The 14061-nt window shown below is 43.7% G+C and carries 14 protein-coding genes, 3 pseudogenes and 1 other annotated feature; of the genes and pseudogenes, 5 read left to right on the forward strand and 12 right to left on the reverse strand.

Translation table 11 applies throughout. The features are described 5' to 3' along the window. Positions 1-407: 407 nt before the first annotated feature. Positions 408-1295 (forward strand): Mph(E)/Mph(G) family macrolide 2'-phosphotransferase, encoded by an 888-nt coding sequence (mph, locus tag FTV12_RS07495; RefSeq protein WP_071830579.1) that lies wholly within the window; start codon positions 408-410, stop codon positions 1293-1295. Between the two features lie 73 nt (positions 1296-1368). Here the strand turns inward: mph and FTV12_RS07500 are convergent, their stop codons facing one another. The 3 genes from FTV12_RS07500 to sul2 all read right to left on the reverse strand — a co-directional run bounded on the left by FTV12_RS07500 (position 1369) and on the right by sul2 (position 3045). Then, positions 1369-1833 (reverse strand): ATP-binding protein, encoded by a 465-nt coding sequence (locus FTV12_RS07500; RefSeq protein ID WP_071830580.1) that lies wholly within the window; start codon positions 1831-1833, stop codon positions 1369-1371. Positions 1834-1894: 61 nt separating this feature from the next. Beyond that, positions 1895-2143, reverse strand: a complete 249-nt coding sequence (locus tag FTV12_RS07505) for a phosphoglucosamine mutase (protein WP_071830581.1) — start codon at positions 2141-2143, stop codon at positions 1895-1897. 86 nt (positions 2144-2229) lie between these two features. Then, complete coding sequence (sul2, locus tag FTV12_RS07510; RefSeq protein WP_001043260.1) at positions 2230-3045, reverse strand: sulfonamide-resistant dihydropteroate synthase Sul2; 816 nt, start codon at positions 3043-3045, stop codon at positions 2230-2232. A gap of 89 nt (positions 3046-3134) precedes the next feature. On the opposite strand from sul2, the pseudogene FTV12_RS07515 reads away from it, so the two are divergent. After that, positions 3135-3362: pseudogene (locus tag FTV12_RS07515) on the forward strand (IS4 family transposase); the annotation flags it as partial. A 197-nt stretch (positions 3363-3559) separates the two neighbouring features. Here FTV12_RS07515 and FTV12_RS07520 read toward each other — a convergent pair. The 6 genes and pseudogenes from FTV12_RS07520 to FTV12_RS07540 form a co-directional block, all read right to left on the reverse strand. Continuing rightward, positions 3560-4240 (reverse strand): LysR family substrate-binding domain-containing protein, encoded by a 681-nt coding sequence (locus FTV12_RS07520; RefSeq protein WP_109354582.1) that lies wholly within the window; start codon positions 4238-4240, stop codon positions 3560-3562. Positions 4241-4243: 3 nt separating this feature from the next. Continuing rightward, positions 4244-4543 (reverse strand): annotated as a pseudogene (locus FTV12_RS16630) (LysR family transcriptional regulator); the annotation flags it as partial. 27 nt (positions 4544-4570) lie between these two features. Next, entirely contained in the window at positions 4571-5785 is a 1215-nt protein-coding gene (floR, locus tag FTV12_RS07525; protein ID WP_000214122.1) for a chloramphenicol/florfenicol efflux MFS transporter FloR, read from the reverse strand. Between the two features lie 151 nt (positions 5786-5936). Then, positions 5937-6909: pseudogene (locus FTV12_RS07530) on the reverse strand (IS3 family transposase). Beyond that, positions 6504-6620, reverse strand: a sequence feature (AL1L pseudoknot). Its footprint overlaps the pseudogene before it by 117 nt. Positions 6910-7091: 182 nt before the next feature. Next, a complete protein-coding gene (locus tag FTV12_RS07535; protein WP_006581699.1) occupies positions 7092-7658 on the reverse strand; it encodes a recombinase family protein in 567 nt (188 codons plus the stop codon). A gap of 466 nt (positions 7659-8124) precedes the next feature. Continuing rightward, positions 8125-9450, reverse strand: coding sequence for an ISNCY family transposase (locus FTV12_RS07540; protein WP_179989167.1), 1326 nt, complete (start codon positions 9448-9450; stop codon positions 8125-8127). Between the two features lie 168 nt (positions 9451-9618). Between FTV12_RS07540 and FTV12_RS07545 the strand changes: the two genes are divergently transcribed. Further along, positions 9619-10701, forward strand: coding sequence for a hypothetical protein (locus FTV12_RS07545; RefSeq protein ID WP_004969299.1), 1083 nt, complete (start codon positions 9619-9621; stop codon positions 10699-10701). A 93-nt stretch (positions 10702-10794) separates the two neighbouring features. On the opposite strand, the gene FTV12_RS16540 is transcribed toward FTV12_RS07545, so the two are convergent. Beyond that, positions 10795-10920, reverse strand: a complete 126-nt coding sequence (locus FTV12_RS16540) for a hypothetical protein (RefSeq protein ID WP_004969301.1) — start codon at positions 10918-10920, stop codon at positions 10795-10797. Between the two features lie 216 nt (positions 10921-11136). Between FTV12_RS16540 and FTV12_RS07550 the strand changes: the two genes are divergently transcribed. Together FTV12_RS07550 and FTV12_RS07555 are read left to right on the forward strand one after the other, a co-directional pair. Beyond that, on the forward strand, positions 11137-11433 hold the full coding sequence (locus tag FTV12_RS07550) for a type II toxin-antitoxin system RelE/ParE family toxin (protein ID WP_004647749.1): 297 nt from the start codon (positions 11137-11139) through the stop codon (positions 11431-11433). 1 nt (position 11434) lies between these two features. Further along, positions 11435-11725 carry an addiction module antidote protein gene (locus FTV12_RS07555; protein ID WP_004969304.1) on the forward strand — a complete coding sequence of 97 codons (291 nt, stop codon included), beginning with the start codon at positions 11435-11437 and terminating at the stop codon, positions 11723-11725. 110 nt (positions 11726-11835) lie between these two features. Here FTV12_RS07555 and FTV12_RS07560 read toward each other — a convergent pair whose 3' ends face one another. Both FTV12_RS07560 and FTV12_RS07565 read right to left on the reverse strand, forming a co-directional pair. Further along, positions 11836-13290, reverse strand: coding sequence for a SulP family inorganic anion transporter (locus FTV12_RS07560; RefSeq protein ID WP_026438532.1), 1455 nt, complete (start codon positions 13288-13290; stop codon positions 11836-11838). A 249-nt stretch (positions 13291-13539) separates the two neighbouring features. Beyond that, positions 13540-13749, reverse strand: a complete 210-nt coding sequence (locus FTV12_RS07565; protein WP_004976362.1) for a hypothetical protein — start codon at positions 13747-13749, stop codon at positions 13540-13542. Positions 13750-14061 lie beyond the last annotated feature (312 nt).

The following is a 14061-nucleotide window of genomic DNA, read 5'->3' on the forward strand; positions in this document are numbered from 1 at the left end:
CCCTATTGTGAGTAGAACGTCGTATAATTCAAACGAAAGCAGTTAATAGGTATGAAATATCACAGCACAAAAGAGCGACAGGACATGTTTAGATGATGTTATTATAAAATAATAACATCATGGATGAATAAAAAATAATTTTCTATCTTTACAACTATGTTATACTTCTATGATAAGGCTATGATGGCAAAGCCTTGGTTTTCCTAATCAAATAGTCGCCGAGATGGCTTCAATGCGACAGTAGGTCTACTGTCTCACAATTAATTCATGTATCAGATTTTTGTTCCCTGATGGGAAGTGTTATCCATACGAAAAGAATATGGGTAAAGTGTTACACCTGTATATGACATTCAGAATGTCCTGTCGGGGGAACTGGTACCAATTTAATAAAAGAAAACAGTATAGAAATGACAATCGAAGATATGCAAACATTAGCCCTAGAGCATGGGCTGAGAATTTCGGAAGAGATGAGCGTCAATGAGATGGGCATCGACTTTAGAGTTGCCTTTGTAAAGGAAGTAAACGGTGAGAACTGGGTACTCCGTATACCTCGAAGAAGCGATATGCTTGAACAAATCGAAAATGAAAGTAGAATATTGGATTTAGCCAAAAGAAACCTGTCGATCAATGTCCCTGATTGGAAAATTGTATCGGAGCGCCTAATAGCCTACCCTTTACTGGAGGATGCGCCTGCTCTGACATTCGATGCGATAACACATGAGGTTTCTTGGAACATAGATCGCGATAGCATAGCTTATGTGGAGTCTCTGGCAAAATCATTGGCCGAATTACATCGTATTACAGCTGACGATGTGAGAAAGAGCAACTTGAAAATAATGACTCCAAGTGAATTGAGGACCGAAATAGCTGACCGTATCCACTTGGTGAAATCTGAGATAGGTATCAGCGAGCCGTTGGAAAACAGATACCGTAGATGGTTGGACAATGACCCTTTGTGGCCTGAATTCACTTGTTTCATCCATGGCGATCTCTATGCAGGGCATGTCTTAACCTCGAAGGAAGGTAAGACCTCTGGTATCATAGATTGGTCTACTGCGCATATGGGTGATCCTGCACTGGACTTTTCTGGTCACGTATCGGTTTTTGGAGAGGATAGCCTGAAGAGTTTGATAACGGAGTATGCTAAACAAGGCGGAACGATATGGGATAGGCTCTACGAACAATCTATAGAGAGGGCTGCTGCAGCTCCATTAGCATATGGCGCTTTTGCGGTAGAGTGCAACGACGATAATCATATCAATGCCGCCAGAGCAGCCTTAGGTATTGTTCAATAAAATGATGTGAGGATACTTTTTTAAATGCTAAAATAGGAGTTCGATTGGTGCCACTTAAGAGTATCATTGATTTCTATTTTAGCCAGTATCCTCCACTTTTAGGAGCTCCTCGAAACTCGATTTTATGATCATCTCTTAAGATTTTGAGCCACCGCTCTACTATCTTGACAGGAACTAATAGCTCGTTTACTAAAAATGGTGCACGCTTTCCTGGATTAGTTCTTATCTGATTAAATAGTAGATTTACTCCCTCACTTACTCCCTCATTAGATTCGAAAAGTAGCTTTGATGAGACAATAACTCGAAAACCGTGCTGGAAATTTTCAAAGACAGGGGGACGCAGACCATAGGATGCGAAGCCTTCTTGGATTCGTTTGATGCCTGACCCATATTTTTCAATAAAATGCGCTTCTTTGAACGTGGCAGATATCCTTTTATTGCGCGCCCATGGCGAGTAATCTTCACGAAGAAGCTGATCAATCGTTAAGTTATCAGCTAAACCACCTGGATTGAAAAACTCTATGGAATTGTAATACACCCTGATTATGGAATCGGCAAATTAATTTGGACTTGGGTGAAAAGGGCGTTTATTCTTCCTATTACGTTGTCGGCAGCGGGCCAAAAAGGAATACGTCCATGCCCATCGAGGTGAAACCGGCTGTGAGCGCGGGTTCAAGCATATAGCCCGACAGGCGCGTATCCTTGCCGATCACGACACGATGGCGGTGGTCACCGCGACGAAAGACACGGCCAGCCGCCATGCCGACGCGCAAGGCGGTTTCCGCCGTCATCGCGCCTTCGTTGGCTTTGCCACGAATACCGTCTGTGCCGAAATATTTGCGCACCATAAGGTCGATTATCCTGTCGTCGGGTCGCCCTCAAAGGGGACATGCCTGCTGAACCGCGAATATAGAGAAATATCCCGAATGTGCAGTTAACGAATTCTTGCGGTTTCTTTCAGCGCCGCCAATACCGCCAGCCCGTCGCGCAAGGGGCGCGGCTCGTGTGTGCGGATGAAGTCAGCTCCACCTGCGGCGGCGGCAAGCTCTGCAGCGAGTGTCGCGGCCCCGACATCCCCCGGACCACGGCCTGTGAGCGCGCGCAGAAAGGATTTGCGCGAAACAGACAGAAGCACCGGCAAATCGAAGCGCAGCCGCAATTCATCGAACCGCGCCAGCACCGAGAGCGAGGTTTCGGGAGCAGCCCCCAGAAAAAACCCCATGCCGGGATCAAGGACAAGGCGGTTGCGTTTGATACCGGCACCCGTCAGCGCCGCGATGCGCGCGTCAAAGAACGCCGCAATGTGATCCATGATGTCGCCAGCGGGTGCCTCGCGCCGATCTGCCTGCCCGTCTTGCACCGAATGCATAACGACGAGTTTGGCAGATGATTTCGCCAATTGCGGATAGAACGCAGCGTCTGGAAAACCGCGAATATCATTGAGATAGGCCACACCACGCGACAAGGCATAGGCTTGCGTCGCGGGTTGATAACTGTCGAGCGAGACGGGAATGCCATCTGCCTTGAGCGCGTCCAGCACCGGCGCGATACGCGCGATTTCTGTGTCGGACGAAACAGGCGCGGCGTCGGGATTGCTGGATGCCGGACCGAGGTCGATCACATCTGCCCCCTCGGCCATCAGCTTACGCGCCTGCGCAATGGCTGCGTCTGGCGCCAGATACCGGCCTCCATCGGAGAAACTGTCCGAGGTTATGTTGACGATGCCGAAAATGATGAGCGATTTATTCATGGGGGCTTCTATAATAATCTCTGTACACGACAAAAATAGATAACTCATTGAAATAATGTCACAATAATTGTTTTCTAACGACGAATACTATGACACATCTCAATGAGTTATATCTTATCTTAAACAAATCTCTAAAATGGAACAAGTCACATTTAAAGTGCTTTGCGCTCATCATGCTTGTGATTATTTTAAAGCAAACATGTAATCTTTCTTCTGCATCTAAAGCCTTGCCCATCAAGTGTTTACCACAATCATTTTATCGACGTATGCAGCGCTTCTTTGCAGGTCAGTATTTTGATTATCGTCAAATTTCTCAGTGTCATCACCAGAACGATGGTGATGACTACGGCGATCTGACCCCAAAGGATTCGGCCTCCGCGCAATGCAGGCTCCAGTCGGCAAAAGAGACGGAGCCGATCAGAGAGTAGGCAAAATCGGGACGGGCAACAGGAAAGAGGATGCCGGAGGGCTGCCGGATACTATCGGCGGCAAATAGGATGGATCGCCTGTGCCGTTATCGTGCCGGTCGAGTGCCATCCAGGAAACGATTGGGCGAATCGCCGTCACGCTTCATTTTGCCTGCGAGGTTGAGTAGATTTTTCAGTGCGGAGTTGCGATTGAACGGCGACCAGACGGCTGTAAAGGCAACCGGCTCCGGTTCATCGAGGAAGGGCAGGAAGACGATGCCGGTCGTCGGCAACAATGACGTTGCCTCGCCGACGATAGTGATGCCGAAGCCTTGTCCGACCATAGATAGCAGCGTGTCGCGCCCCACATCAAAGCGCCGGATCGACGGTGCGGGCCAACGCCCGGCAAGGCGCAGCACGATATGGTCATGGACCTGCGGGCCGGTGCCACCATAGCGAACAATGAAAGTCTCGCCGACCAGATCGGACCAAGTGATTGCGGACTGCCCGGCGAGGCGATGCCCATCCGATAGCACGGCCACCAGCGGTTCGGTCCAGATCGGTCGGGTATGGCAGTCGGGCATCTCGGGCTTGCCCGCGACGAACACCACGTCGAGCTGGTCAGCACGAAGCTGCATCACCGCATCGCGGGCTGTGCCTTCGGTGATCTCAACCTCAATGCCCGTATGTTCTTCCCGATAATGACGGATCAGCTCCGTGAGAAAGCTGCGTGGGATTAAGGCATGGATGCCGATGCGAAGCCGGCCGTATTCTCCTTGAGCTGTCATGCCTGCGGTCTTCACTGCGTGATCGAGTTGATCGACACCCGCCGTGACACGCTCCATGAAGTGCCTGCCTGCGTCTGTTAGCCGAACGCCCCGCGCATGGCGCTCAAATAGCAGGACACCAAGGTTATCCTCCAGCGCTTTCACACGCGCGCTGACGCTCGACTGGCTGATACCAAGTGCCTTGGCCGCATGCCGAAAATTCAGATGCTCGGCGACGGCGATGAACTGAACAAGGGAAATGAGCGGTATCCTGCCAGACAGGATACCGACATTCACGAGGTTTCGATGGTTAGTGCGCCGCATCGGAGCGGGCCTGCTACCAGTCGTCGGTTAGACGACTGGCGACTTCTCGGTGGCAGCCCCACGGAGCCGAAGGAGCACCAGCCCCAACGAAACCAGTACCGCCATCGCCGTGGCGTAACAGATCACGGGCCACGCTGTGTCACCGTTTAAAAGTGCCACCGCCAATGTCCCGACAATGCTGACTATCAGGCTTTGAACGCAGAAGTAGAACGCGACCGCTGATCCCGCGATGTCGTCGAACTCTGCCAAAGCGCCGTTCGCGGTAACGGACACCGTGAAGACAATACCGACCGCGACAACCCACATCGGTAGGATGAAGGTGAGGAATGACGGCGAGCCGTAAAGTTCGCCGATCCCCAACAGGACCGCTCCGCAAACAAGCAACGCCATCCCACGCGCCACGCATCCTGCGATGCCCCATCTGGCGACAAAGGACTTCGCGAAACGGGTTGTCACGATCATTACAAGCGCGACAGTGGCGAAGGCAAAGCTGAATCCGATCTCGGAATATTCCGCTTGGCCTATGAGCACACGGGGAGCCGTCGAGAAGAAGACGAAGTAGGTGCCCATACCGGCGCTAAAGCCGACAGTGTAAACCCAAAAAGCCGGACTCGCGAAGATCGGCAAGACAGATCGGCGCGTCTTGACTTGATCCAGAGGGCGGGTTTCGTGCCACCTGAAACCCGCATTTAGGAGTGCGAGCATCGCCAGTATAGCCAAAGTAATGAATATCGCCTGCCATCCCAAGAACTCGCCGATCAATACTCCGGCGATAGGGCCGAGCGCAGGCACGAACGCCAGCATCGAACTGAAAAGGCCGTAGATGACGACACCCTCAGGACGGTTGGCATAAACGTCGCGAACCGTCGCGAACGTCGCCACCAGCATGGCCGACGCGCCCACTGCTTGAAGTAGACGGAAAGCGACAAAGGCCGGTGCAGTTGAAGACCAAGCTGCTCCCAGAGACGCAATGACGAAAGCCGTTGCGCCCGCAAGTAGAATTGGCCGTCGCCCGATTCTGTCTGAGAGCGGACCAAAAATCACCTGGCCCACGCCGAGCATCACCATATAGAGGCTCAACGTGAGTTGGATCATAGCGGGCGTCGTGTTCAGGATGCCGGGCATCGCTGGAACGACAGGGAGATAAATATCCATCGCCAGTGAAGCGAGGATGTCGAAAGGAGCCATCAGCAGCAGTGCTGCCGGCAGCGTATAGGCCCACGCGGGGCGTGTGGTGGTCATGACGAATCAACCCTCGATTAAGGAATACCGGGCGACGTCTGCTCGTCAGCAATCAGATGAGACTAGCCTTACAGAGCGCCGCAACAACAATACTGGTTGTTGCGGCTTACTTGTCTGCTGACTTGGAATTTCCCATCTGATTACTCCACGCTTACGAATATGAATTGCTACATTTTATCCGATTATCTTTTGCTTTGCAATGCGGCATGGGCGCACTCAGCGTTCCAGCCCCCTCTGCCGCCCTAAATGCTTGCTCCAATGCATCGAGCACCATATCTGTATTCATCCGTGTCGATACTTTCCATCCAACAATTGCTCGTGAGAACACATCAATAATAAATGCAGTATAAACCCAGCCTGAATTTGTTTGAATATACGTAAAGTCACTCACCCACAGTTGGTCAGGATGATCAGCAGTAAAATTACGTTTTACCAAGTCATCCGCTCGTTTTTGATCATCTCGGCTACGGGTGGTTTGTTTGTTCTTACCACGCCAAACACCTTTTATACCTAGCTTTTGCATTAATCGAGCAACAGTACAGCGCGCAATAATATAGCCTTCACGTTTCAGTTTTTGCCAGACTTTACGTACACCATACCGACCTGAACTTTCCTTCCAAATTCGTTTAATCTCCTCAGCATGATGCAAGTCATGTAAATCTCGCTTTGCTCGATGTTCTGGATTTTCACAGAGATCTAGAGTCCGGTAATAGGTTGAAGGTGCGATCGGTAAAATTCTACAAATCGCCTCGACTCCGTACAGCTCTTTATTATTATGGATAAAATCCACCATTATTTGTGTGGGCGGTCGAGCTCCGCCTGGGCGAAAAAAGCGGCTGCTTTACGTAGAATTTCATTGGCGCGTTGCAGTTCTTTATTTTCGCGTTCGAGTTGTTTGATACGTTCTTGGTCTGAAAGCTGCTGTACTTTAACTGGATTTTGTTTATCTAAATATTTTTGATACCAAACACGTAGTGTTTCAGGAGTACAACCCTTGCGCAGTATACTGCTCAGGGAGCAATAGCGGTGATCGCAGCCCAATTCGATGGATAATCTTTCTCGGATTCAATCAATAATTGAACCGCTCTTTCTCTGATTTCAGGGGTATATTTTACTTTTTTCATCGGGACATTCTCTCAGAAAGCTTGGTCTCCGACAAACCCGGTACGGTTCAAAAATCTTCCATTGATTTATTTATATCTGTTAAACCAGTCGCATTATGAAATGTAATATAAGTAGAAATTTCAGTATAAATGGTCATGATCTTTTCTAAATTTGAATATCTAAGCGTCTTCATTAATCAACCTTATTGATTATTAGTTTCTTCTTTTAAAGCTCTTTGTACTGTTGCTATCCCTACTTTAAACTTTTCTGCAACACCTCTAAATGTTGAATTTTCTTCAGCCATTGCTTTTCGTATTTCAACATAGTCAACCTTCCGCTTTCTTCCCTTATATAAGCCCTTCGCTTTGGCTTTTGCAATTCCTTCCTTTTGACGCTCACGGATCATGGAGCGTTCAAACTCTGCAAATGCAGCAAGCATCTGAAACATGAGTTTATTTATTGCCGATTGTGCTACATCATGACTGAAGGTCAAATTCTCTTTATGAAAAATAATGGTTATACCACGATCATTCAGACTATTCACAATTTCGTTCAGATCATTTGTATTACGTGCCAGACGATCAATACTATGAACATGCACCGTATCACCTTCACGCAGATAGTCGAGCATTGCATTTAACTGAGGACGTTCACGGCTACCACCGCTTGCCTTTTCAGTAAAGGTCTTATCCAGGCTGATTCCATCTAATTGACGTTCAGTATTTTGTTCAGTTGAACTGACTCGAATATATCCGACCTGATTAGGCATTCTGTACCGTTAGAGTTTAGATAATTAAATACATATTGTACCGAAATTAAATATTAAGTCTATAAATACGGTTTTTGAGTTGCTTTTTAAGACTTTATTTTGTTCCGTTAGGCTATACTCTATAGTTACATAATTCGTGATTTAAAGAGACCTAGAAAAAGAGAAATGGTATTTATTTGAGCTAATCAAAGTTGAGAAACTTTAGAATTCTTGCGTTAGTCAAATTTTAAGCAGCCAAAAGCTATATTTTATGAGGTTTTAGCCAATTCAAAAATTAGATAAACTATACTTTCGCAAGAGGTCTTTTGATTAAATAATAAGCGTGGAACGTGAAAAATCATAAAAAAAGCCCACCTTGGGGAAGATGGGCTATCAACTAGAAACTACAGCATTGATTTCTATAGAGAATTATAACGCTGTTATTCCTAAGTAGTAATGTCCTACCTTAAAACCAAATAGAAATGTCCTATACAGACATTTCCAAGTCAAGCACAGGATTCAGATTTCGTTCTTTGATTACTGTCTTCTGTGCACGTCTGCTTGGCATAGATTGAGAACGATTACGTTTGTTTTGCTGTTCCAATTCTTCATGCTGTTGTTGAATATGATTGAGAACTGCACCTAAACGTTTATTCTCAACAATCTCTCGCTGGTTAAGCTGACTTAATTTATCGAAGATGCTGTAATTGATTTTTCTTCCCTGATATTCAATCGCGACTGTACCATCCGGGTATTCCAGGAACTCAAGATACTTACTAATCAATCTTTGGTTTTCTTCCGTGTTTTCCAGGAGATATACGCATTTATCATAAGTAATCGTCAGGCTATTCGTGACTCTGCGGGGTTCACGCCAGGTAAAAATATCATCTAATTCTTCGGCTGTTTCAGTGACAGTCCGGTGTAGATCCTTGGGATTAAAGGCCATCTTGGCAAACTTCTGATTGAATTGCTCAATGAAGCAGGGTAGCCAGGCATTCGCTTGTTCAATCGAACAGATGCCTTCCAGGCGCATTTCTTTGATCAGACGGTCCTGAAGCGTTCTATTGGCTCGTTCTACACGGCCTTTGGCCTGTGGTGAATTAGCGAAGATAATATCGATATTCAGGGTGCTGAGTACGCGCCCAAATTGCGTAATCTTGGTGTCTTTCTTGCTGCTTTGATTCACCCTGAAGACTGAATGTTTATCGCTGTAGAAGGCTAAAGGCTTACCATGCTGCTCAACATACAAACGTGTTGAAATCATATAGTCAAAGGCTGATTCTGACTCACAGAAGCGTAAGTGCTGCAATTTTCCTGTGGCGTCATCGATAAACACCAATAGACAGCATTTAGGGGCTCTTCCTTCAAACCAGTCATGATGTGAGCCATCAATTTGGATCAGTTCACCATAACAGTCCCGGTTATAACGAGGCTGATATGGGCGTTTCAGGCGTTTGGAGCGAGGAATCCATAAATCGGCTGCAATCATCCAGGAACGCAGGGTTTCCACTGAAATATCGAATCCATGAATGGTAGTCAGCTTTTCATGCGCTAAAGTGGGTCCGAAACCATGGAATTGCTCAGCAACCATATTGAGGCACTTGAGCCTGAGTTCTTCAGGAAGCCTGGAATTGCTGGTTTGACCACGACCGGCATGGGCTAATGCAGCTGGGCCTTGAGCTTTGTATTTTTGCAGTAAACGCCTGATCTGACGTTCTGAAATATGAAGTAGCTGAGCAGCCTGGGATTGAGTTATGCGTTGATCGCAGATTTCCTGCACGACCGACAATCGTTTAAGTTCTTTATCCGACATAGACACCAACATATCAAACCGTCCGCTTCGATAATCGCAAAAGCGCATATTCTAAAAGCGGACATTTTTACTTTGGAGAAACCGGACATTTCTATTTTGGAGTTACAAACGCATTTCGTATAAGGTGTATTATGTTAATTTTAGATTTTTTAAAAAATTAGGGCATCCATGAATCCTTTAGAATTCTACTGTTTAATATTGAAAAATATGGATAAAAACCTGGCTAAGAAACTAGGTAAAATTGAGAAAAAATATACTAATGTTCCATTTAAAAATGATGAAATAGCTAAAGTTAAAATTAAATCCGAATTTGCTTCAGAAATGGGGTTTTTCGTACTTAATTCAGCAACTTCTTTAGCTGTAGATGAAGAAAACTATAATTTTGCATACTGCTTAAAAATCTTAGAACTATATCCAATTAAGAATAACGATTTTTTTTATTGGAATGAGCATATAAAGCTATTTTCAGAATTAGAAAAAAATAATTTTTTATATGAAGATGTCTGCAAACTACATGATTTTCTGGTAAATAACTTTAGCTTTAACGGTGATTTAAAGAATATTATTAGTCATGAGATGCTTAGAAATTCTGGCGTCAATATACTGCTAATTTTAATTCACTTAGATCATTTAATTTCTAAGAAGTGGGGATTCCAATCAATCTCACTAAACCAAGCATTAAAGTTTAAGTTTAAAAATAAACGACCATACTTCCCATCAAAAACTTTTACAGATTTTCTTTTATTTATCTTAAAGATAAATGCAAAGTTTGAAGCAACAAAAGGACATAAAGTCGAGATTCTGAAGACTATTCCTCCAACTAATGGTTTTGAGCAATGGTTAGATCCTTCTCTCGAAGATGAACAAATTAAAGAATTTATACAACTAATTAAAAAAGTTAGAGAAAACAGAAGACTATGCTACTTGAATGAAGTCTATGAGTTCCTAGGTCTACCTTATGGTGAGTTTAAAAATGATGAAATTTATGAACAAGTCTCAGAAGAGAATTATTTATTCCTGAAAAATGAACTTCCAGAAGATAAGTGGTTTGAAAGTATTAATGCCATAGCTGGCCTATGGTTAATATATTTTTGGCAAGACTTTTATTATAAACATTTTCAAAAAACAGCCAGCGTTTCTACGTTAGCTACATCAGAAGATTTTATCGTGATATGGGAAGCCTTCCTGAAGAAATATCCTTCAGAAGGCCAATATCTTTGGCCTTCTGAATTGATATTACAAGATAAATAAATTTTTATTTACGAGGTGGATTATTGTCTCGGCCACCACCTGATGGATTTCCAGTAGTACTAGGCCAACCTGCTGTGCTCATAGTTTTCATCCTTATTTAGATTTCGTAGGTTTATGATTAGGATTCAATTGTCGGCTACGGTTGTCCTGATTCTGCGCATGTTGAATATTATTAGGATTTTTTACTGTAGCACGTTGATCATTCGCTGTTTGTGTCATTGCTTTCTCCTTAAAATGTTTGAACATCTGACAAGGAAAGTATGGCTTCAAAAAAATATGCATCTTGCCTGAAAAACAGTAAAAAAGTTTAAATTTTAACCAAAAAAATTATGTATTTAACATAATGGTGTTATACGAAATTAATGGATGTTCGTATAAATTACTTGCATATTGTATTCGATCGAATACAATATAGTGAGAAGATAAGGAATCCTCATGATTGAAATTAAACGTCTTCCAGAATTTGATGAATGGTTGGATGGCATTAAAGACAATATGACCCGTATCCGCCTGAATCGTCGATTAGATAAGGTTCAACGTGGAAACTGGGGAGACATTAAACCTCTCCAAGATGGCGTTTGGGAAATGAGAGAATTCTTCGGTTCTGGATGGAGGATGTATTACATCCAACATGGTGACGTTGTGATTGTAATGCTTGGTGGTGGAGATAAATCAACTCAACAACAAGACATCGATCGGGCAGTCAAACTATCGAAAACATTGGAGGATTAAAATGGTTAAAGTCGCTGATTTACCAAGTTTTGATATGGCTGAGTCGCTCAAAACTGAAGAAGACATTGTGATGTATCTCAATATGGTTCTTGAAGAAAATGATCCAGCTGAATTAGCCCATGCACTTGGTGTTATTGCTAAAGCTCGTGGCATGACTCAAATCGCTAAAGAAGCAGGGATTGGGCGTGAAGCACTCTACAAAGCCCTACGTCAGGATTCAGCACCACGTTTTGATACGATTAATCGTGTAGTAAATGCTTTAGGCTTAAAACTCACAGTACAACACGCTTAAAACTTTAAAAATATAGTAAAAATGGGAGCTAAAGGCTCCCATTTTTAGATTCGTATAAGGTGTATTATGTTAATTTTAGAAATTCTATATAAATATAGAATTTTTAAAACTTAAATTCTGGCATGTGTCCCATACTTATCAATCATGATCGAACTGGCTTCATTTAGACCACGTACTGTGACATTCGCACCATTCTTTTGAAATTTATTTACAACAGAATCAAGCATGGCGACTGATGTTACATCCCAAATGTGAGAATGGGTCAAATCAATAATCACCTCCTTTACATCCTCTTTAAAGTCAAAACCTTGCATGAATTTTTCAGAAGAACTAAAGAAGATCTGACCTCTCAACTCATATAAACGGGCCATTCCTTCAAAAGATGCTGTCACCTGGATATCATTTTCAAGTTTATTCGCCAGGAACAAGGCTGAAAGTAATACGCCTGTTAACACACCCAAAGCCAGGTTATGCGTAGCAACAACTACAATCACCGTCGCAATCATGACGATATTACTACTCTTAGGATTATCTTTTAACTGAGTGACAGAACTCCATTCAAAGGTACTGATAGAGACCATTATCATTACCGCTACCAATGCAGCCATTGGAATCACTTTGAGCCAGTCGCTGATAAATACAACCAGAATAAGAAGAAAAATGCCCGCAGAGAATGTTGATAAGCGTGTAAGGCCACCTGATTTTACGTTAATCATAGATTGACCAATCATTGCACAACCGGCCATGCCACCCATAAAGCCAGAAGCAATATTCGCAATCCCTTGTCCCTTACATTCCTGATATTTATCACTTGGCGTATCAGTCATTTCATCCACGATAGTTGCTGTCATCATCGATTCAAGTAAACCTACAGCCGCCAGTGCGACTGAATAAGGCAAAATAATCATCAATGTTTCAATATTCAAAGGAATATCTGGAATCAAGAACATTGGAAGTGTGTCAGGTAAAGACCCCATATCGCCCACGGTCCGTACATCAATTCCTAAAGCGATTGCCAATAATGTGATTGCAATGATGCAGACTAGTGGAGAAGGGAGTAATTTTCCTAATTTGGGAACCAGAGGGAATAGATAAATAATTGCTAAACCTAAAGCAACAAAAGCATATACATGCCAGGTCACATTAATCAGTTCAGGCAATTGAGCCATGAAAATTAAGATCGCTAACGCATTTACGAATCCAATAACCACAGATTTAGATACAAACCGCATTAACTTGGCGAGCTTTAAATAGCCTGCCAATATTTGAATCACGCCTGTCAAAATTGTTGCTGCCAGCAGATATTCAAGCCCATGCTCTTTGACCAATGTGACCATAAGCAGCGCCATTGCACCAGTGGCTGCTGAAATCATGGCAGGACGACCACCTACGAAAGAAATCACGACGGCAATACAGAAGGATGCGTATAGACCAACTTTAGGATCTACACCTGCAATAATTGAAAATGCGATGGCTTCAGGGATGAGTGCAAGACCGACGACTAATCCGGCAAGTACATCCCCACGGATGTTAGAGAACCACTGTTCTCGGACATTAGATAACATAAACATAGCCTGTTTTTTAATTTTTCAGATAGGCTAGTGATGTGATATATACAACACACAAACGACTACACCACATCACTAGACAGTGATGAGTTATTTACAGATTTAAGACGATAAATAAACTTAAGGTGGCGTAAGTGTCATAAGATGAAAGAACGTTTTAGAGTAAAAAAATCAGGACAAGGGTAACAGCTAGGTACTTTTTTATAAAGCCTGGATGTTATATCCAAGCTTTGTTTAATCGGTATTTTATGAAGCTTTTGGCTCCCCAAGTAATTGACCTATTTCCAAACGTGTATAGCCACGTTCTTTAAAAATCAAAACAATAGCCTGTTTATAATCTTCAGAAGTAGAAGTCTTATACTTAGTTATCAGTTGATTTTCAGAATTCAGCTCAAGATCATTTTTGATGGTCAATACTTCGCTAGAGATCTTGTTAAAGATATTTAGGTTAAACATACAGGCACTCGTCATCCGTATTATAGCGGCCCGACTATAACGAATACCTGTCTTAGCTACGCTAGACACCCTTGGCCGCAAGGATTACAAATTAAGAAAAATTCCGCAAGTTTTTGTCTATTGAAAGAATAAATAATCTCCCAACTGCTATCTATTTAACATAATGGTGGTTATACGAAATTCTGTTGTAACTCCAAAATAGAAATGTCCGGTTTCTCCAAAGTAAAAATGTCCGCTTTTAGAATATGCGCTGTTGCAATTTTCTTAGCGGACGGTTTGATATGTTGGTGTCTATGTCGGATAAAGAACTTA

This window comes from Acinetobacter sp. YH12233, assembly GCF_013417725.1.
Classification (GTDB): domain Bacteria; phylum Pseudomonadota; class Gammaproteobacteria; order Pseudomonadales; family Moraxellaceae; genus Acinetobacter.